The sequence below is a fragment of the Pseudarthrobacter chlorophenolicus genome, assembly GCF_000962805.1.
Taxonomy (GTDB): domain Bacteria; phylum Actinomycetota; class Actinomycetes; order Actinomycetales; family Micrococcaceae; genus Arthrobacter; species Arthrobacter chlorophenolicus_A.
Map to the genome: position 1 here is coordinate 486,112 of NZ_JZTW01000001.1, position 19,650 is coordinate 505,761.

Annotated in this window: 13 protein-coding genes; 7 read left to right on the forward strand and 6 right to left on the reverse strand. The window is 63.9% G+C overall.

Annotated features, from left to right (window positions below):
- Window positions 1–45: 45 nt before the first annotated feature.
- Genes UC32_RS02300 through UC32_RS02310 form a run of 3 tightly spaced genes read right to left on the reverse strand, consistent with a single transcriptional unit; the run spans window position 46 to window position 5,037 of the window.
- Window positions 46–1,947, reverse strand: a complete 1,902-nt coding sequence (locus tag UC32_RS02300; RefSeq protein WP_082071869.1) for a glycosyltransferase family 39 protein — start codon at window positions 1,945–1,947, stop codon at window positions 46–48.
- Entirely contained in the window at window positions 1,916–3,802 is a 1,887-nt protein-coding gene (locus UC32_RS02305; protein ID WP_045729607.1) for an ArnT family glycosyltransferase, read from the reverse strand. The genes UC32_RS02300 and UC32_RS02305 overlap by 32 nt, the downstream gene beginning before the upstream one ends.
- Window positions 3,799–5,037 (reverse strand): bifunctional glycosyltransferase family 2/GtrA family protein, encoded by a 1,239-nt coding sequence (locus UC32_RS02310; RefSeq protein ID WP_045729608.1) that lies wholly within the window; start codon window positions 5,035–5,037, stop codon window positions 3,799–3,801. The genes UC32_RS02305 and UC32_RS02310 overlap by 4 nt, the downstream gene beginning before the upstream one ends.
- Window positions 5,038–5,221: 184 nt before the next feature.
- On the opposite strand from UC32_RS02310, the gene glmM reads away from it, so the two are divergent.
- The gene (gene glmM / locus UC32_RS02315) at window positions 5,222–6,583 is read left to right on the forward strand and encodes a phosphoglucosamine mutase (RefSeq protein WP_045729609.1); all 1,362 of its coding nucleotides are present in this window, start codon (window positions 5,222–5,224) and stop codon (window positions 6,581–6,583) included.
- Between the two features lie 59 nt (window positions 6,584–6,642).
- Here glmM and mscL read toward each other — a convergent pair whose 3' ends face one another.
- From mscL to coaA, 3 genes are all read right to left on the reverse strand, one after another.
- Complete coding sequence (mscL, locus tag UC32_RS02320; RefSeq protein WP_015937798.1) at window positions 6,643–7,032, reverse strand: large conductance mechanosensitive channel protein MscL; 390 nt, start codon at window positions 7,030–7,032, stop codon at window positions 6,643–6,645.
- A gap of 90 nt (window positions 7,033–7,122) precedes the next feature.
- Window positions 7,123–8,001, reverse strand: coding sequence for a M15 family metallopeptidase (locus UC32_RS02325; protein ID WP_045729610.1), 879 nt, complete (start codon window positions 7,999–8,001; stop codon window positions 7,123–7,125).
- A gap of 5 nt (window positions 8,002–8,006) precedes the next feature.
- Window positions 8,007–9,002, reverse strand: coding sequence for a type I pantothenate kinase (coaA, locus tag UC32_RS02330; protein ID WP_015937796.1), 996 nt, complete (start codon window positions 9,000–9,002; stop codon window positions 8,007–8,009).
- Between the two features lie 104 nt (window positions 9,003–9,106).
- Between coaA and glmS the strand changes: the two genes are divergently transcribed.
- The 6 genes from glmS (at window position 9,107) to treZ (ending at window position 19,638) form a co-directional block, all read left to right on the forward strand.
- Window positions 9,107–10,999, forward strand: coding sequence for a glutamine--fructose-6-phosphate transaminase (isomerizing) (gene glmS, locus UC32_RS02335; protein WP_045729611.1), 1,893 nt, complete (start codon window positions 9,107–9,109; stop codon window positions 10,997–10,999).
- Between the two features lie 231 nt (window positions 11,000–11,230).
- Window positions 11,231–11,578, forward strand: coding sequence for a holo-ACP synthase (locus UC32_RS02340; RefSeq protein WP_013601780.1), 348 nt, complete (start codon window positions 11,231–11,233; stop codon window positions 11,576–11,578).
- A gap of 28 nt (window positions 11,579–11,606) precedes the next feature.
- Window positions 11,607–13,217, forward strand: coding sequence for an NAD(P)H-hydrate epimerase (locus tag UC32_RS02345; protein ID WP_045729612.1), 1,611 nt, complete (start codon window positions 11,607–11,609; stop codon window positions 13,215–13,217).
- Between the two features lie 69 nt (window positions 13,218–13,286).
- Entirely contained in the window at window positions 13,287–15,545 is a 2,259-nt protein-coding gene (gene glgX, locus UC32_RS02350) for a glycogen debranching protein GlgX (protein ID WP_045729613.1), read from the forward strand.
- Window positions 15,542–17,872, forward strand: a complete 2,331-nt coding sequence (gene treY, locus UC32_RS02355; protein ID WP_045729614.1) for a malto-oligosyltrehalose synthase — start codon at window positions 15,542–15,544, stop codon at window positions 17,870–17,872. The genes glgX and treY overlap by 4 nt, the downstream gene beginning before the upstream one ends.
- Window positions 17,869–19,638: a malto-oligosyltrehalose trehalohydrolase gene (gene treZ / locus UC32_RS02360; protein ID WP_045729615.1), complete on the forward strand. Its 1,770-nt coding sequence runs from the start codon at window positions 17,869–17,871 to the stop codon at window positions 19,636–19,638. Before treY ends, treZ begins: the two co-directional genes overlap by 4 nt.
- The last annotated feature ends 12 nt before the right edge of the window (window positions 19,639–19,650 follow it).

Consider the following 19,650-nt stretch of genomic DNA (forward strand, 5'->3'; position numbering starts at 1 on the left):
TGCATAGAAGCCCGTCCCGCTATTTGCGGGGCGGGCTTCTCGTGCTTAATCAGTGAGTCGAATGCTCAAGTCGTATAGCCGCACGCCGTCGAGCTCCTGGTAAGAGTAATTCGCTTCGATCCACCTAACGACTTCTAAGGTATTCGGGCTGGCAGACCAATTTAGGATGCCAGGCTGATGTATGTAGAAACGTAGTTGCCCCGCGTTCACATAGTCCTCAAAGCTGGATAAGGACGGGTACGCGTCTAGTGCGGAGAAGCCACCAATCGACATGATTGGACGTTTCGTCTTGAGCTGGTATAGCGCCGCATTTTCGCTTCCAGTGGTTGCCGCTGCCCAGCGAGTAGTTTCAGGGACCTGCTCAATAATTGAAGCGATATCATCCACCACGGGTTCGCCACGAGCAAGGGCATATTTTGCCTGTTCCCCCTGTAGAAGTTGTTCAGCGTCTCTTTTGTGCCAACTTTCAACACTCGGCACCGGGCCGGATATTGGAAAGGACCCCTGTTGCGGAGTGCTAACGGAATCGATAATAAACATCGACGGAACCATCAATATAGATGCTGCAGCAAGCAGCAGCGCTGCCGCAGTGAGCCTTGGTCGTTGAAACCTAGTAGGAAGTACCAGGCAAAAAGAGGCTGCCAAGGCTGCTACTTTTACGATCATAACTGCCCACGGATTCCAATCCTGAAACCACGTGAGATATCCGGACGTCAGGACGGCGCAGACTAGCACGATAGGAGCAGCACTGCAGCGGTATCTAAGGTCGTTGCGGCTGACCCAAAAGCTTTCGAAGGCGTAGGCGGTGAGGAATGCCATCGGGAGTGCCAACATGGACGTGTAATAGGGATGGATGTCACCAGTCATGAAGCTGAGCACTGCAAAAGTCGTGAGGAACCAAACGGTGAGAAGGGCTGATGCGAAGGACCGCAGTCGACTCATCCGTCTCCGAACAATTTCAATAACAGCCATGGCCGCTCCTATGAAAGCAACGGGCAGCATCCACGCGACTTCGGGTGCGTAATTGATGGTAAACAAGCGGACAAGACTAGCGTCGTATCCCACGACGCCACTAAAATCTTTCGGATTGACTGCGCCCAAGCTGGTTTGCCCGGTAAGCCGGCCGAACCCGTTGTAGCCGAAAGTGAGTTCCAAAAAGCTGTTCGTTGAAGTACCCCCAACCCAAGGTCTCATCATGGCGGGTGTCAATTCCACAATCGCGATCCAAATAAAGGCTGGTGCGGCCATAAGAGCACCGAAAGCAAATGCTTGGCTTATCCTTGTCTTGATGCTGCCGTAACCAAAGACGAAGAAGGCGCCGATAACGGCGGGCACCAGTATCCAACTCTGGAACTGTTTGCAGAGGAAACCCAGGCCCAGGACCACGGCGGCGAGGTACATGTATTTAGCTTGTTCCCGTGCGAAACCGCGAACTGAAAAGTACACTGCCAAAGCCCAGAGAAGGAGCAGAAGCGCATCGGGATTATTGAATCGGAAGATCATGGAAGTAACAGGCGTAATTATGACAAGTAAGCCAGCAATGAATGCCTGCCGCTGGCCTCCCAAGTAGTTTGCCGTTCTATGGACAAGGAATACTGTCATAATCCCCATCAGGGCTTGGGGTATCAGAACGCTAAATGAGTTGAGACCCAACAGCTTAACTGCGATGGCGATGATCCATAGGTGCAGCGGAGGCTTATCGACTGTCAAACCATTGCCGGCATCTGAGGCGCCGAAGAACAACGCGCTCCAGTCGCCGGCACCTGCTTGTGCTGCCGCAGCATAATATGGATTGCCCCATCCATTGATGGTGAGATCCCAGCAGTAGACGGTGCCAGCGATGGCGACGAGCGCAAATTCTGCACGACGGCGTGCCCACCAATGGCTTTGTCGGCCGCCTCGGATGCGAGTCTCGTTAGTTGCTGAGGTCGTAGACAGTAACGCCATCTATTTGCTCCGTTCTAAAGTTTTCTTTAGCCCATGCCTGGATAGCAATTAGCTCACCGCTGTTTCCTGGAACCTTCAACTGTTCCACTTGCTCCACCAAGTAGCAGACCTTTCCTGATGAAACCCATTCCTTGAACTGATTGAGGTTGGGATTCGGGTCGACGCCGGCAAAGCCTCCAAGGGACATGACCGGTCGACCGATGTGCAATTGAAACTGGGAGGCCGTCTGGCCCGGATATGTGGCGGCGGCCCACGTGCAGAGTGGTGATGCATTTTGTAGAAGGTCCGTCATTCTAAGGCTGGGCTTCATGCCAATCGCTACCCCCGATGCCCATGCAGGATCTTGCTCTTTGACTCCTTTGAGGAATCTACTCAGGGTGTTCGGGCTTTTCGTGACGCCTCCTGACATGGGATTCGATCCCTCTTGAGGGGTGCTAGCAGTCATGATCGAGCAAACGACCGGCCCGGCCATGAGAGACGCGAATGCGAGACCCAAGGCAAAACGAACCATCCAGCGACTCGGTGGTGGGATTGCTAACACGGCAGACGCAAGGACTCCTGAAAAAAATGCTGCGTTGCCAAGCCACTCCGGGTAATCTGTGCTGGACTGCCACAAGGCCTTCGAAAAGATGACACTTGCGACCAGTGAGGCGGCTACCATCACACGACTGGTGGTCGTGCTCAGGTTCCGCTGGAGCAAATCGGCGCCGACGCCTATGCACAGAGCCATTGGGAAAGCAAGTGACGCCGTATAGTAGGAGTGGAAATTAGCACCCATGAAGCTAAGCATGAAGTAGGTTGTGGCCATCCACATCGCTGCAGCGCAGGCTAATATCGACTGCTTACGGGCGAGACGACGTCTGAGCAGACAGATAATTACCGCAGTGCATGAGATTAGGCCCGGTAATAGAAGCCAGCCGATTTCCTGTCCGTAGTTTAGATTGATCAGCCTAAAGAATCCTGCATCGGTATCAACACTTCGGAACTGAGCGGGTATCAACGAAGCAGACGGAGCGTCACTGTGTTGCATGACACGGTCAACCCCGTTGTAGCCGAGGATCAATTCGAGCATGCTATTCGTCGTTGAACCGCCGATGTAAGGACGATCTGATGCCGGTGTCATGTCAACGTAAAGGGGCCAGGCTAGTGAACCAACGCCGAGGAGAAAGCCCATTGCAGAAATAGACACGATGCGTTTCTGCCATCGAATCCGAGAAAGCAGCGAAAAAGTGGTGACTAGTGCCGGTAGTACTAGAAACGCCTGCAGTTGCTTTGTTAGAAAGCCCAAAGAAAGCAACGCGGCAAGGAGGGCAAGATACCTGAATTTTCCAGACTCGGTTGCTCTGATACCTGCATAGAGCGAGACGCCCATCAGAAGAACCATAAGTGGATCTGGGTTGTTGTAGCGAGCTAAGAGTACGGTGATGGGTGTGAAGGCGAAGACCGCGGTTGCTAGCAATGAAGGTGTAAAGGGGAAGCAACGCCTCATTAGGCGGTAGGACAGAATGGCGCTGGACAGCGTAATCAGGGCTTGGGGCAGCATCAACGCCCACGGATTGAGACCGAAGAGACGCACAGAAAGCCCTATCACCCAAAGACTCAGCGGGGGCTTGTCCACCGTGACCGAATTGCCCCAGTCAGCCGACCCAAATATGAATGCTTTGAGATCTTGTTGTCCGGCCTGCACGGCGGCAGAGTAGTAGGCGTTGGCAAATCCGTTTCGGTCCAAGGCCCAGATGTACACCAGTCCGGCAACGAGTAGCAGCGAAGCTACAGCAAGTTGCTGCCGCCGAGAATCGGTGGTCGCTGAACGCTGCGGCCGGGCCAGAATCCCTTCATCTGCTGTGACCGTCACGGAAGAATCTTCCCGAGGGGCGCGAGGGTAAGCCTATTTACGCGGTTCCTTACTTGTCCGGTTCTGAACACCCACAGACGCAGCAGAACAAAGCGCATCAGGGTGGCCAACACGTTGGCGGCTGTCAGGACCAGTAGCTCCGCATTGGGCGCGGCGTCGGGATGCAGCGCGTGAAGTGTCAGCAGCGACGAAGAGGTGATGCTCCAGGCGAGCAAGAAAACGATCAACCCCTGAAACTGCTGGGTGAAGAGCTTCGCCGGTCCGCTGATGCCAAAGGTGAATCGCCGGTTGGCGGCCGTGTTGCCAACCGCCGTTAGCAGAAGCGCCAGGAAGTTCGCTTCCTGCGCTCCGAATGGCCCCTGCAGCACCAAGTAGAGCAACGCGAAGGCCAAGGTTGAGGCGACTCCAACGAGTCCGAAACGAAGAACTTGGCCGAAAAAGCTTGGCCGGCCCAGGGGCACAATCGGCCGGCGTCCCAGCTCGGCATAGATGGCCTGGACAGGAATGACACCCTTAACCAGGGACCCAGCCACCCGCACCATTCCCCGCAAGTCGTCAAGGGCTGTCTGTTTGATGTCCACCCGGCTGTCCGGGTCATCAACCCAGTCAACGGGAATTTCGTGAATGCGGAGTCCGGAGCGCTCGGCAATGATCAGCAACTCTGTGTCGAAAAACCACCCGTTGTCCTCCACATGGGGGAGCAGGCGCTTGGCCACATCGGCGCGAATTGCCTTAAACCCGCACTGTGCATCCGAGAAACGCACCTGCATGGTGCGCCGCAGCAGGAAGTTATAAGAACGGGAGATGAACTCCCGCTTGGGGCCGCGGCTCACCCTCGAGCTCTGGCCCAGACGCGTTCCAATCGATATGTCGGAATGCCCGGACAACAGGGGCGCCACCAACGGTGGGAGCGCGGCCAAGTCGGTAGATAGATCAACATCAAGGTAGGCCAAGACTTTGGCTTCCGAAACGCTCCACGCGTCCCTCAGTGCCAGGCCGCGTCCTTTGGATTCCAGCCGCCGGTAACCGACGTTTTCCAATTGCTCGCTGAGTCGAGCGGCAATCACCGGCGTCCGGTCGGTGCTTGCATTATCGGCGATGGTGATTCTCCACGTCGACGGCATTTCATTCGTCAAGTATTCGGCGAGCCTTGTGATGCTGCGTTCGAGTACCGCTTCTTCGTTGTAGACCGGTACTACAATTTCGAGCGCCAAGCCCCCATAGCTAGGTGTCATGAATGGATCGTAGGGGCCGCGAAATAGGGGTGGCGAGGGTTTTGACAGAAGACAGGTAGCAGCGAAAGGAACCAAGTAGTCCCAGTAATTGCGCCTCTAGGAAGGCAGGTACTCAACAGGTAGAACTGCCTCTTCCCCGGCCGCCTACGCAGGTGCCGCCACCGCCATCCCATACACTTGACCGGTGTCTAGATTATTTGGAACTGATGGTGTCCGGGGGCTGGCCAACGGGCTGCTGACAGCGGAGCTGGCCCTGCAGCTGGCCCAGGCGGCGGCCGTGGTACTTGGCCACGACCGCAACTCCAACGGCTCCCGGCCCCGCGCCGTGGTGGCCCGTGATCCGCGTGCCAGCGGGGAATTCATCGCGGCTGCGGTGGAGGCCGGGCTGTCCAGCTCGGGCATCGACGTCTACGACGCCGGCGTCCTCCCCACCCCGGCCGCCGCGTACCTGGTGGCGGACCTGGAAGCCGATTTCGGCGTCATGATCTCCGCCTCCCACAACCCGGCGCCGGATAACGGCATCAAGTTCTTCGCCCGCGGCGGCCAGAAGCTCCCCGACGACGTGGAAGACGCCATTGAAGCCCAGATGCACAACGAGGCCGTCCGGCCCATAGGTCCCGATGTCGGACGCATCCAGCGCTTCTCCGACGCCGAGGACCGCTACGTCGTCCACCTCCTCAGCACCCTCCCGCACCGTCTCGAGGGCCTCACCGTGGTCCTGGACTGCGCCCACGGCGCCGCCAGCGGCTGCTCCCCGCAGGTCTTCAAGGACGCCGGCGCGGACGTCATCGTCATCGGCGCCGACCCGGACGGGCTCAACATCAACGACGGCGTGGGCTCCACCCACCTCGGCCCGCTCAAGGAAGCCGTCCTCCAGTACGGCGCGGACCTTGGCATCGCCCACGACGGCGACGCGGACCGCTGCCTGGCCGTGGACCACGAAGGCAACGAAGTGGACGGCGACCAGATCATGGCGGTCCTCGCCGTCGCCCTCAAGAAAGCCGGCAAGCTGAACGACGATGTCCTGGTGGCCACCGTCATGAGCAACCTCGGCCTCAAAATTGCCCTCCGCGACGCCGGCATCAGCATCCGCGAAACAGCCGTGGGAGACCGCTACGTCCTGGAAAGCATGCGGGAAGGCGGCTTCAACCTTGGCGGGGAACAGTCCGGCCACGTCATCTTCTCGGACCACGCCACCACCGGTGACGGACTCCTCACCGGCCTGCAGCTCGCCGCCCAGGTGGCCCTGACCGGGAAGTCCCTCAAGGACCTGGCCGCCGTCATGACCAAGCTCCCGCAGGTCCTCATCAACGTCAAGGGCGTGGACCGCACCAAGGTCAAGAGCAGCGACGTCCTCGCCCAGGCCGTCAAGGCCGCCGAGGCCGCCCTGGGTGAAACCGGCCGCGTCCTCCTCCGCCCCTCCGGCACCGAACCCGTGGTCCGGGTCATGGTGGAGGCCGCCGACGAGGAAACCGCGCAGTCCATCGCCGAACACCTCGCACAGGTGGTCCGCACGGAACTCGCGCTCGAACTCATCAGCGAATAGCCGCACAAACGAATGAGGCCCGCTTCCACGGATGGAAGCGGGCCTCATTCGCATATCGGCTAGGACGAGCGACTTCGCAACTCGTCGCGGATCTCGGTGAGCAGGGCGATCTGCGGATCCTCGGCAGATTCTTCCTTGACGTCCTGGTTGATGCCGAGCCGGCGGTTGCGCCGCTCGATCATGTGGTTCATGGGCATGACCACAACAAAGTAGATGGCGGCGGCAATCAGCACGAACGAGATGACGGCGGAGATGACGCGTCCGTAGAGGAAGCCCTCCCACTGCATCTCCTCGATACCCTTCGCCTGGAACAGAAGGCCGATCAGCGGTGTGAGCAGCCCTTCCACGATCGATGTGACGACGGCGCCGAACGCGGCACCCATCACGACAGCGACGGCAAGGTCTACGACGTTGCCCTTCATGATGAAATTCTTGAATCCGGTCAACATGGGTTCCAAACTAGCCCACGTCTGTTAACCCTGCGTGAACCCAGGCCCCTATTTTGGGCCGTGTTGGGAACCAGTTGGCTGCAGTATCCGTTAGGGGTACCCCGGTGCCGCCCCCACGCCGAAGTACTCCTCGAGCGTGACAATCCCGCGTACGGACATGTCCGTGGCCGCCTCCACGCCGATGTACCGCAGGTGCCACGGCTCGTAGTAGTACCCGGTGGTCTCATGGAACATCCACGGATACCGCACCACGAACCCGAACCCGTAGGCGTTGGCTTTCGCCCAGACAGCGGCAGGCTGGTCCGCGAAGCACGGCTGGAAGGCGCACGCTCCGCCGCCGTCGGCGATGTCGAAGGACCACCCCGTCTGGTGCTCCGAGTAGCCCGGCCGGGCGCTGGCCGTGTCCGCGTCCGCCTGCCCACGCGCGGCGACGTACCCGTTGTACGTAGAAACCTGCGTGGCGTAGGAGCGGTACCCGCTGGCCAGGACCATGACCACGCCGTCCCGCGCCGCAGCCGCGAACATCGCCTCGGCCGCTGCCGCCGTCGTACTGTTCAGCAGCGCGGACTCACCGGACGCGGAGATCCCGACGGCGGGACTCACCAGATCCGCCGGCGCATAGTCGGCGGGGGCCAGCGGCCGGTGCTTGTTCACCACTACCCACGGGCTGGCCGGATCCGTCAGGGAAAACTGACGGGGGAGGGCTGCGGATGGTGAAGGTGAGGGGGATGCGGAAGGTTCCGGCGGCGTGCCCGCCACCGTCGCCGCCTCCGGTGCGGCAACAGGGGTGCCCGCCGCCGTCGCGGACGGAACCGGGGAAGCAGACGGCGAGGCCGACGACGGCGGCCCGGCCTCGGGTGCTACGGGCGTGCAGGCGGTGAGTACAGTCAGCCCTGCCCCCACGGCGAGGAAGCGGGCGAAGCTCCGGCGGCTGGCCGTCACGGCTGAAGCGGCGCAGTTGTGGCACACCTGTGCTAGACCTTCCTCAGGAGCATCCGGCGGATGGTGTGGTCCGAGTCCTTGGTGAGCACCAGCTGGGCCCGGCCCCTGGTGGGAAGGACGTTCTCCTCCAGGTTGGGCTCGTTGATCCGCTTCCAGATGTCCCGGGCGGTGCTCTCCGCCTCATCATCGGACAGGCTGGCATACCTGTGGAAGTAGGACTCCGGCTGCGCGAACGCCGTGGTCCGCAGCTTCCGGAACCGGTCCACGTACCACTCCTCGATATAAGAGGTTTTGGCGTCCACATAGATGGAGAAGTCGAAGAAGTCACTCAGCGCCAGCCCCTGCCGGCCATCATGCCGCGGGCGCGCCGGAGCCAGAACGTTCAGGCCTTCCACGATGAGGACATCCGGACGGCGGACCACCACTTCCTTTTCGGGAACGATGTCATACGTGACGTGCGAGTACCAGGGAGCATGGACTTCCTCGGCCCCGCCCTTGATCTCGCTCACGAACCTCAGCAGCGCCCGCCGGTCGTAGGACTCCGGGAAGCCCTTCCGGTCCAGCAACTGCCGCCGCTTGAGCTCCGCCAGGGGGTACAGGAAGCCGTCAGTGGTGATGAGCTCTACGTTGGGCGTACCCGGCCAGCGCCGCAGCATCTCCCGCAGCACGCGCGCAATGGTGGACTTGCCCACGGCAACTGACCCGGCAACGCCGATGACGAACGGGGTGCGCTGGGTCTGTTCGCCCAGGAAGGTGGTGGTGGCCGCGTGCAGCTGCCCGGCAGCTTCCACATAGAGGTGCAGGAGCCGGGACAGCGGAAGGTAGACCTCACGGATTTCCTTCATGTCCAGGGGATCGCCAAGGCCGCGCAGGCGGACAATATCCTCTTCGTTGAGGGGTTGTTCCATCTGGGCTGCCAGCCTGGACCAGGTCTGCCGGTCCAGTTCCACGAATGGGGAAGCACCCTCCCCATTCGCCTCGTTGCGTTGCAAAGTCACGTTAGAGATTCTGCCCCGCGCTCCGCGCATAGCGAAATGGAAGCGGCTCCGGGGCGCAGCGGTCCGGGCAAGAAGGGCTCAAGATCCGGTTCCGGGTTACAGGCAACCGGTGCCCACCCGATACTCTTGAGGCTATGTGTGGAATCGTGGGTTATGTAGGCCGTTCTGTTGACGGCGCTGTTAATGGTCACAGTGCTTTGGACGTTGTCCTTGAGGGGCTTCGCCGGCTGGAGTACCGCGGTTATGACTCGGCGGGCGTGGCGGTGGTGTCTGCGGGCAGCATCGAGTCGCGGAAGAAGTCCGGGAAGCTGAGCAACCTGCTCGCTGAGCTGGAGGAGCGTCCCCTGCCGGAGACCCTGACCGGCATCGGCCACACCCGGTGGGCCACCCATGGCGGCCCCACGGACCGTAACGCGCACCCGCACTTGGCTGATGGCGGGAAGCTGGCCGTGATCCACAACGGCATCATTGAAAACTTTGCCGAGCTTAAGCTCGAGCTGGTGGAGAAGGGTGTGACTTTCCTGTCCGAGACGGACACCGAGGTTGCTGCCGCGCTGCTGGCGGACATTTTCCGGAACCAGCTGGGCGGGGACGCTGCCAACGGCGGCCTGACCAAGGCCATGGAACTTGCCTGCCAGCGCCTCGAGGGCGCCTTCACGCTGCTGGCTGTCCACGCGGACCAGCCCGACGTCGTGGTCGCTGCCCGCCGTAACTCGCCGCTGGTGGTGGGTCTGGGTGAAGGGGAGAACTTCCTGGGCTCGGACGTGTCCGGGTTCATTGACTACACCCGCCGTGCGGTGGAGCTGGGCCAGGACCAGATTGTCACTATCACCGCCGATTCGGTGGAGATCACGGACTTCTTCGGCAACCCGGCCGCGGGTAAGGAGTACCACGTTGACTGGGACCCGGCCTCGGCGAAGAAGGGCGGCTTCTCCTCGTTCATGGAGAAGGAAATCCATGACCAGCCCGATGCCGTGGCGCAGACCCTGCTGGGCCGCTCGGACCTGGAGGGCAAGCTGACCCTGAGCGAGTTGCGGATCGACCCGGAGCTGCTCAAGCAGGTCAACAAGATCGTGGTGCTGGCCTGCGGTACCGCCGCGTACGCCGGGACTGTGGCCAAGTACGCCATTGAGAACTGGTGCCGGATCCCCACCGAGGTGGAGTTGGCGCATGAGTTCCGGTACCGGGATCCGATCCTGGACGAGAACACCCTGGTGGTCTCCATCTCCCAGTCGGGCGAGACCATGGATACCCTGATGGCTGTCCGGTACGCCCGCGAGCAGGGCGCGAAGACCATTTCGATCTGCAACACCAACGGGTCCACCATCCCGCGTGAATCCGATGCTGTGCTGTACACGCACGCCGGTCCGGAGATCGCCGTCGCGTCCACCAAGGCGTTCTTGGCCCAGATCACGGCCGCGTACCTGCTGGGCCTGTACCTGGCGCAGCTGCGCGGGAACATCTTCTCGGGCCAGATCAAGGACGTCCTCGCGGACCTGGCCAAGATCCCGGAGAAGATCCAGACCATCCTGGACAACGCCGGACCCTTGCGGGAACTGGCCCGGTCCATGGCGGACGAGAAGTCCGTGCTGTTCCTGGGCCGGCACGTGGGCTATCCGGTGGCCCTCGAGGGTGCGCTGAAGCTCAAGGAAATCGCGTACATCCACGCCGAAGGGTTCGCCGCCGGCGAGCTCAAGCACGGCCCGATCGCACTGATCGATGAGGGCCAGCCGGTGTTCGTGGTGGTCCCGTCCCCGCGCGGCCGTGATTCGCTGCACGCCAAGGTAGTCTCCAACATCCAGGAAATCCGTGCCCGCGGCGCCCGGACCCTGGTGATCGCCGAGGAAGGCGACGAAGCTGTGAAGGCCTACGCCGAGCACGTCTTCTACGTCCCCGAAACGCCCACGCTGCTGATGCCGCTGCTGACCACCGTCCCGCTGCAGATCTTCGCCGCGGAACTCGCCGCCGCAAAGGGCTACGACGTGGACCAGCCGCGCAACCTCGCCAAGAGCGTCACCGTAGAGTAGTCCCATGACTGCTGAAGTCCCGGGCCCGGTGGCCCGGGACTTCCGCGTTAACGCCCCCCGCCGAACAGGTTTGCGCAACTTTCAGCCCGCCGCAGCCACGGAGGCCCCGGGAACTCGGCGTGCGCTCCGCAAAATCGCCCCAAAAGTCACGCATTTCTGCTGATGGCGGATAACACCCACGACCGGCGCGCAACGTCCTCCGCGCGTATTGCGCCGCCGTAGAGTAGTCCCATGATCGTTGGCATTGGGGTAGACGTAGTAGACATCGAGCGGTTCGGCCGCCAGCTGGAACGGACACCGGGCCTCCGGGACCGGCTCTTCGTGCCCGCCGAGCGTGAGCTCAACACCCGGTCCCTGGCCGCCCGGTTCGCCGCCAAGGAAGCCGTGGCCAAGGTCCTGGGTGCGCCGGCCGGCATGAACTGGCAGGACTGCTGGATCGGCCTGGACCACAACGGGCCCACCGTGCAGGTCAAAGGCACGGTGCTGGCAGTCGCGGAGGCCAAGGGCGTCAAGCGCTGGCACCTGTCCATCAGCCATGACGGCGGCATCGCCACGGCAACGGTCCTGGCCGAGGGCTGACCGGGCCCGCCCGCAGGGACCTTCCATAATGATCAGCGCCTACAGCGGAACACAGGTCCGTGCCGCCGAGGAGCCGCTCCTCGCCGCCGGCCTCGGTGACGTCCTGATGCAGCGCGCGGCGCACGGCCTCGCCAACGCGGTCATTACTGAGCTTCGTTCCCGCGGGCTCCGCATCTACGGCACCCGCCTGGTGGTGCTGGCCGGCAAGGGCAACAACGGCGGCGATGGCCTTTATGCCGCAGCCTTCCTCGCGGCCCGCGGGATGCGTACGACGGCGGTCCTCACCGGCGGCACGGCGCACCCGGCGGCGTTGGCTGCCTTCCGGAGCGCCGGCGGCCGTGCGGAGGAACTGACCGGAGAAGCACTTGAGCCGCTGGCCGCTGAAACCGCACATGCCGGCGTCGTCATTGACGCCATCCTGGGCACCGGTGCGAAAGGCGGACTGCGGGGGAGCGCTGCCGCCCTGGTGGAAGCCGTCCTTGAGGCGCGCCGCACTGACGGCGGCAACGGTTTCGTGGTGGCCTGCGACTTGCCCAGCGGTGTCAACGCAGATACCGGCGAGGCTGCCGGACCGGTGCTGCCCGCCGACCTGACTGTGACGTTCGGGGGAGCCAAGGCAGGGCTGCTGGCTGACCCGGGCGCGGACCATGCCGGCAGGGTGCACGTGGTTGCCATCGGCATCGAAGAACACCTTCCCGCCCCGGTCCTGCGCCGGCTCGGGGAGGCAGAGATTTCCCGCCTTTTGCCGCACCCCGCCCGCCGGGCGCATAAATACTCGCGCGGGGTCCTGGGCATCGTGGCCGGCTCCGTACAGTACCCGGGCGCTGCCGTGCTGGCCTGCCGCGGCGCACTTGCCGCCGGTGTGGGCATGGTCCGGTACCTCGGCCCGCCAGAGGTGGCAGACCTGGTGCGCCAGTCCTGCCCGGAAGTGGTGTGCAGTGACGGAGCCGTGGCGGACAACCGCGTGCAGGCCTGGCTGGTGGGCTCGGGCATGGGGCCGGAGGACCACGAACAGCTTGCGCGGGCGCGCGATGCCATCGAATCGGGGCTGCCCGTTGTGGCCGACGCCGGCGCGCTGCCGTCCCTGCCCTCAAGGCTCGCGCCGCACGTGGTGCTGACCCCGCACGCCGGCGAGCTCGCCGCACTCCTGAAGCGCTTGGAAGGCGAAGCTGATGGCCGGTTTGGCGACCGCAAGGCCGTGGAAGCCGCCACCTTCGACGCCGTGCGGAAGGCAGCCGGCCTGACCGGGGCCACCGTCCTGCTCAAAGGTCCAGCCACGTTGGTGGCCGCCCCGGGCGGCGAGGCCTTCAGCCAGGCCGACGGCACGCCGTGGCTTGCCACTGCCGGCAGCGGCGACGTGCTGGCCGGCGTCGTCGGCGCCCTGCTCGCCCAGGCGGACTCCGCCGTCGAACCTTGCCGCTCCCTGGGCATTGACGACGACGGCCGCTGGGCCGCGCTGGCCGCGCTGGGAGCTGCGCTGCACGGCATCGCCGGGAGGGCGGCGTCGGACGCTCGCTCCGGCGGTCCGATCACCGCCGGTGCGGTCGCGGAGGCCATACCCGAAATCTGGGGTAAAGTCAGCATGCTTAGTAACTCTGGAGCCTGGAAACGTAATAGTCACAGCCAACCATTACGGTAGGCATTAGTTCGCACCGGCAGTAGGGGCGTTCCGATGTCCTCTGCTGCTGACCAACAAATGAGGAGCACGATGGAAGTCTGGCCTGGAACTGCCTACCCGCTGGGAGCTACCTTTGACGGCACCGGCACCAATTTCGCACTGTTCAGCGAACAGGCCGAACGGGTGGAACTCTGCCTCCTGGCTGACGACCTCACCGAAACGCGGATCGAACTGACCGAGGTGGACGGCTACGTGTGGCACTGCTACCTGCCACACATCCAGCCCGGCCAGAAGTACGGTTACCGTGTCCACGGACCGTACGAGCCTGCGAACGGCAGCCGCTTCAACCCGAACAAGCTCCTGATGGACCCGTACGCGAAAGCTATCCAGGGCCAGATCGACTGGGATCCGGCCCTCTTCTCCTACGAGTTCGGTGACCCGGATTCGCGCAACGACGCCGACTCGGCCGCCCACACCATGCACGGCGTGGTCATCAACCCGTTCTTCGAATGGGACGGTGACCGGCAGCTCCGGGTCCCGTACCACCAGTCAGTCATCTACGAGGCGCACGTCAAGGGCCTCACCGAGCTGCACCCGGAGATCCCCGAAGAGCAGCGCGGCACGTACGCAGGCGTGGCACACCCTGCGGTCATCGAGCACCTCAAGAAGCTCGGCGTCACGGCCATCGAGCTCATGCCGGTGCACCAGTTCGTCAACGACGGCACCCTGCAGGAGAAGGGCCTCAACAACTACTGGGGCTATAACACCATCGGTTTCTTCGCACCGCAGAACACCTACAGCTCCACCGGCGACGTGGGGCACCAGGTCCAGGAATTCAAGGCCATGGTCCGCGACCTGCACCGGGCGGGCATCGAGGTCATCCTCGACGTCGTGTACAACCACACGGCCGAAGGCAACCACCTGGGCCCCACCCTGTCCTTCAAGGGCATCGACAACCAGGCGTACTACCGGCTGGTGGACAACGACCTCAAGCACTACATGGACTACACCGGCACGGGCAACTCGCTCAACGTCCGCCACCCGCACTCCCTGCAGCTGCTGATGGACTCCCTGCGCTACTGGGTTACCGAGATGCACGTCGACGGGTTCCGCTTCGACCTTGCCTCCACCCTGGCCCGCGAGTTCTACGACGTGGACAAGCTCTCCACGTTCTTCGAACTCATCCAGCAGGACCCCATCGTTTCCCAGGTCAAGCTGATTGCCGAGCCGTGGGACGTTGGCCCCGGCGGCTACCAGGTGGGCAACTTCCCGCCGCAGTGGACGGAATGGAACGGAAAGTACCGCGACACCGTACGCGACTTCTGGCGTGGCGAACCGTCCACGCTGGGGGAATTCGCTTCCCGCCTCACCGGCTCCGCCGACCTCTACGAGAGCTCCGCGCGCCGCCCTGTCGCCTCCATCAACTTCGTCACCGCCCACGACGGCTTCACCATGCGGGACCTGGTCTCCTACAACGAGAAGCACAACGACGCCAACGGCGAAGGCAACAACGACGGCGAATCGCACAACCGGTCCTGGAACTGCGGGGCCGAGGGCGATACCGACGACGAGAAGGTACTGACCCTGCGCGCACGCCAGCAGCGGAACTTCATCGCCACCCTGCTCCTCTCCCAGGGCGTGCCGATGGTCCTGCACGGCGACGAACTGGGCCGCACCCAGCAGGGCAACAACAACACCTACTGCCAGGACTCCGAGCTGAGCTGGATCCACTGGGAAGCCATGGACCAGCCCCTGGTGGAGTTCACGGCGTTCGTGTCCAAGCTCCGGCACGACCACCCCACCTTCCGCCGCAGCCGCTTCTTCGACGGCCGGCCCGTTCGCCGCGGCGAGGGCGAGAAGCTGCCCGACATCGTCTGGCTCAAGACCGACGGCACCGAAATGCTGCCCGAGGACTGGGGCAGCGGCTTCGGCCGGACCATCGGCGTCTTCTACAACGGCGACGGTATCCAGGAGCAGGATTCCCGGGGCCGCCGCATCACCGACGACAGCTTCCTGATGGCCTTCAACGCCCACGACGACGATGTGGATTTCCTGTTGCCGTCGGACGAGTACTCGCAGTACTGGGAGGTCCTGATCGACACCGCCGCCCAGGCTGACGCCTACGAGCCGCTCAAGGCCGGCGCCACGCTGACCCTGGACGCCAAGTCCATGGTGGTACTGCGCGCCTACTCCGGCCCCGAGGCCGAAGTGGACCTGTCCGCTGCCGCCTCCCTTGCTTCCATGGTGGAGCACGAGGAAGCCCAAGAGGAGATGGTGGAAGCCCAGACCAAGGCGGCCGAGGTCAGCGAGGCAAAGGCAACGGGCGCCGATAAGGAAACCCAGGCATGAGGACGCCCGCTTCCACGTACCGGCTGCAGATCAGGAAAAGCTTCACCCTGTTCGACGCCGCCGAGAAGGTCCCGTACCTGAAGTCACTCGGTGTGGACTGGGTCTACCTGTCGCCCATCCTCACGGCGGAACAGGGTTCGGACCACGGCTACGACGTGACCGATCCATCCGCCGTCGACCCCGAACGCGGCGGCCCGGAAGGGCTGCTGGCCCTCTCCAAGGCTGCCCGCGAGCACGGCATGGGTGTGCTGGTGGACATCGTGCCCAACCACGTGGGCGTCGCCACCCCGGTGCAGAACCCGTGGTGGTGGTCCCTGCTGAAGGAGGGCCGCGGGTCACGGTACGCCGAGGCCTTCGACGTCGACTGGGACCTGGGCGGCGGGAAGGTCCGGCTCCCGATGCTGGGCTCCGACGCGGACCTGGACAAGCTGGAAGTCAAGGACGGGGAACTCCGGTGCTACGACCACCGGTTCCCCCTGGCCGAAGGTACGTACTCCGACGGGGACTCCCCGCAGGAGGTGCACAGCCGCCAGCATTACCAGCTGATGGACTGGCGCCGTGCCGACGCCGAGCTCAACTACCGCCGCTTCTTCGCGGTGACCACGTTGGCCGGCATCAGGGTGGAAACCCCGGCCGTCTTCGAAGAAGCCCACGCCGAGGTTGGCCGCTGGTTCACCGAAGGCCTGGTGGATGGCCTGCGCGTGGACCACCCGGACGGACTGGCCGACCCCGCAGGCTACCTGCGGTGGCTGAAGGACCTCACCGGCGGAGCCTACGTCCTGGTGGAGAAGATCCTGGAACCCGGCGAGGTACTGCCGGGGGACTTCGCCTGCGAGGGCACCACCGGGTACGACGCGCTCGCCGACGTGGACCGGGTGTTTGTGGATCCTGCCGGAGAACAGCCCCTGGACGCGCTGGACGCTGCGTTGCGAGGCGCCCCAGAGGCCGCCGACTACGCGGAGATGATCCGCGGCACCAAGCGGATGATCGCCGATGGCATCCTCCGTTCCGAGGTGCTGCGGCTGGCCCGGCTGGTCCCGGAATCAAACGGACTTGCAGTGGAGGAAGCGGCCGACGCCCTGGCCGAGGTCATTGCCTCCTTCCCTGTGTACCGGAGCTACCTGCCCACCGGGGCCGAGGTCCTGAAGGAAGCCTGCGAGTCTGCTGCCGAACACCGTCCGGACCTCGCCGTGGCAGTGGGGACGCTCCTTCCGCTGCTGCTGGACCCGGCCAATCCCATCGCGGTCCGGTTCCAGCAGACCTCCGGCATGGTGATGGCCAAGGGCGTGGAGGACACCGCGTTCTACCGCTACACCCGCCTGGGCACGCTGACCGAGGTGGGCGCAGAACCCACCGAGTTCGCTGTGTCCCCGGAGGAGTTCCATCACCGGATGCGCCGGCGGCAGGACGAGTTGCCGCTGTCCATGACCACCATGTCCACGCACGACACCAAGCGTAGCGAGGACGCACGGGCACGGATCTCCGTAATCGCCGAGCTGCCGGGGGAGTGGGCCGCCACCCTGGACACCCTCCGGAAACTGGCTCCCATCCCGGACGGCCCCTACGAAAACCTGCTCTGGCAGGCCATCGTCGGCGCCTGGCCCGCCAGCCGGGAACGGCTCCAGGGCTACGCGGAAAAGGCTGCCCGCGAGGCCGGCAACTCAACGAAGTGGACCGACCCGGATGAGGACTTCGAGTCACGGGTGAAGGCCGCCGTGGATGCGGTGTTCGACGACGCCGGCGTAGCCAGGGTGGTGGAGGATTTCGTGGCACGCATTGATGCCTTTGCAGCCTCCAACTCGCTCTCCGCCAAGCTGGTCCAGCTGACCATGCCCGGCGTCCCCGACGTCTACCAGGGCAGCGAATTCTGGGAACGGTCCCTGACCGATCCCGATAACCGGCGCCCGGTGGACTTTGCACTCCGGGAAGCCGAACTTGCGAAGATCGACGCCGGCACCTTGCCCGAGGCGGGAACGGAGGCCAGTAAACTCCTGGCCACCACACGGGCGCTCCGCCTCAAGAGGGACCGGCCGGAGCTCTTCGAGGGCTACGTCCCGGTGACGGCCAGCGGTGCTGCAGCAGGACATGTGCTGGCCTTCTCCCGCGGCGCGGCCGCCGGCACCCCCGGCGCGGTGACCCTGGCCACCCGGCTCCCTGCCGGACTGGCAGCCGACGGCGGCTGGCGCGATACCGCCGTCGAACTTCCCGCTGCAATGCGTGACGAACTGACGGGCGCCGAATTTGGTGCGGGCACCGTGTTGGTGGCTGACGTCCTGGGTACCTACCCGGTGGCCCTGCTGGTCCCTGTGGATGGAGGAAACGCATGACCCTGGTCAATCAAGGACCCGAACGCTTCGACGTCTGGGCGCCGGACGCCTCTTCGGTGACCCTCGTGGCGGGCGGCCGTGAATATCCCATGTCGAAAAAGGACACCGCGCCCGGAACCGAGGGCTGGTGGACGGCGCCGGACGCGCCTGCCAGTGGCGAAGTGGACTACGGCTACCTGCTCGACGGCGACAGCCACCCGCTGCCGGACCCCCGGTCCCGGCGGGTGCCCGCAGGAGTCCACGAACTGTCCCGGACGTTCGATCCAGCCGCATACTCGTGGCAGGATTCCGGCTGGACGGGCAGGGAACTCACCGGCTCGGTGATTTATGAGCTGCACGTGGGCACCTTTACCCCGGAGGGAACCCTGGACGCCGCCGCCGGGAAGCTCCGCTACCTCGCGGACCTGGGCGTCGACTTTGTGGAGCTGCTGCCCGTCAACGGGTTCAACGGGACCCACAACTGGGGCTACGACGGCGTGCAGTGGTACGCCGTCCATGAGGGCTACGGCGGGCCTGCTGCCTACCAGCGGTTCGTCGACGCAGCCCACGCGGCCGGGCTCGGCGTCATCCAGGATGTTGTCTACAACCACCTCGGGCCCAGCGGCAACTACCTGCCCAAGTTCGGCCCGTACCTGAAACAGGGCGACGCCAACACGTGGGGCGACTCCGTCAACCTCGACGGAGAAGGCTCCGACGTCGTCCGCGAATACATCCTGGACAACCTCGCACTGTGGCTCCGGGACTACCACGTGGATGGGCTCCGCCTCGACGCCGTGCATGCACTGCGGGACGAACGGGCGGTGCACATCCTCGAGGAATTCGGTGCCCTGGGCGACGCCGTCTCCGCCGAGACCGGAATCCCCAAAACGCTGATTGCGGAGTCCGATCTGAACAACCCCCGCCTGATCTACCCGCGGGACGCCAACGGGTACGGCCTGGAAGGGCAGTGGAGCGACGACTTCCACCACGCCGTCCACGTCAACGTCAGCGGCGAAACCACCGGGTATTACTCCGACTTCGAGTCGTTGGCCGTGCTGGCCAAGGTACTGAAAGACGGCTTCCTGCACGACGGCAGCTACTCCAGCTTCCGCGGCCGTCACCACGGCAGGCCCATCAACGCCTCGCTGGTAACCCCGGCGGCGCTGGTGGTGTGCAACCAGAACCACGACCAGATCGGCAACCGGGCCACGGGGGACAGGCTCTCGCAGTCGCTGTCCTACGGGCAGCTTGCGGTTGCGGCGGTTCTGACGCTGACCTCGCCGTTCACGCCGATGCTGTTTATGGGAGAGGAATACGGGGCCACCACGCCCTGGCAGTTCTTCACCTCCCACCCGGAACCCGAGCTGGGCAAGGCCACCGCGGAAGGGCGCATCAAGGAATTTGAGCGCATGGGGTGGGATCCCGCCGTCGTGCCCGATCCCCAGGACCCGGAAACCTTCCGCCGGTCCAAGCTCAACTGGGACGAGGCCGCTACAGGCGACCACGCCCGCCTGCTTGAGCTGTACAAGTCCCTCACCGCGCTTCGGCGGGAGCATCCGGAGCTGGCCGGACTTGGTTTCGGCGAGACGGATGTGACGTACGACGACGACTCCGGGTGGCTGCGGTTCCGCCGCGGCAGCGTCGAGGTGCTGCTGAACTTCGCGGACGCCAAGGTCCGGTTGGACGGTGCCGGCGGCTCCCTCCTGCTGACGACGGACGAGGGAACAAGCCTGGACGGTGACTCCCTCGCCCTGGCGCCGTGGAGCGCTGCCATCGTTAAGTCCTAGCGGTTCCGGATC

What these genes read in the sequence shown, in the direction of transcription:
- UC32_RS02300 (WP_082071869.1), bottom strand. Translation starts at nt 1,947, where the DNA reads ATGGCGTTACTGTCTACGACCTCAGCAACTAACGAGACTCGCATCCGA.
- UC32_RS02310 (WP_045729608.1), bottom strand. Translation starts at nt 5,037, where the DNA reads ATGACACCTAGCTATGGGGGCTTGGCGCTCGAAATTGTAGTACCGGTC.
- mscL (WP_015937798.1), bottom strand. Translation starts at nt 7,032, where the DNA reads ATGTTGACCGGATTCAAGAATTTCATCATGAAGGGCAACGTCGTAGAC.
- coaA (WP_015937796.1), bottom strand. Translation starts at nt 9,002, where the DNA reads ATGCGCGGAGCGCGGGGCAGAATCTCTAACGTGACTTTGCAACGCAAC.
- glmS (WP_045729611.1), top strand. Translation starts at nt 9,107, where the DNA reads ATGTGTGGAATCGTGGGTTATGTAGGCCGTTCTGTTGACGGCGCTGTT.
- UC32_RS02340 (WP_013601780.1), top strand. Translation starts at nt 11,231, where the DNA reads ATGATCGTTGGCATTGGGGTAGACGTAGTAGACATCGAGCGGTTCGGC.
- UC32_RS02345 (WP_045729612.1), top strand. Translation starts at nt 11,607, where the DNA reads ATGATCAGCGCCTACAGCGGAACACAGGTCCGTGCCGCCGAGGAGCCG.
- glgX (WP_045729613.1), top strand. Translation starts at nt 13,287, where the DNA reads ATGGAAGTCTGGCCTGGAACTGCCTACCCGCTGGGAGCTACCTTTGAC.
- treY (WP_045729614.1), top strand. Translation starts at nt 15,542, where the DNA reads ATGAGGACGCCCGCTTCCACGTACCGGCTGCAGATCAGGAAAAGCTTC.
- treZ (WP_045729615.1), top strand. Translation starts at nt 17,869, where the DNA reads ATGACCCTGGTCAATCAAGGACCCGAACGCTTCGACGTCTGGGCGCCG.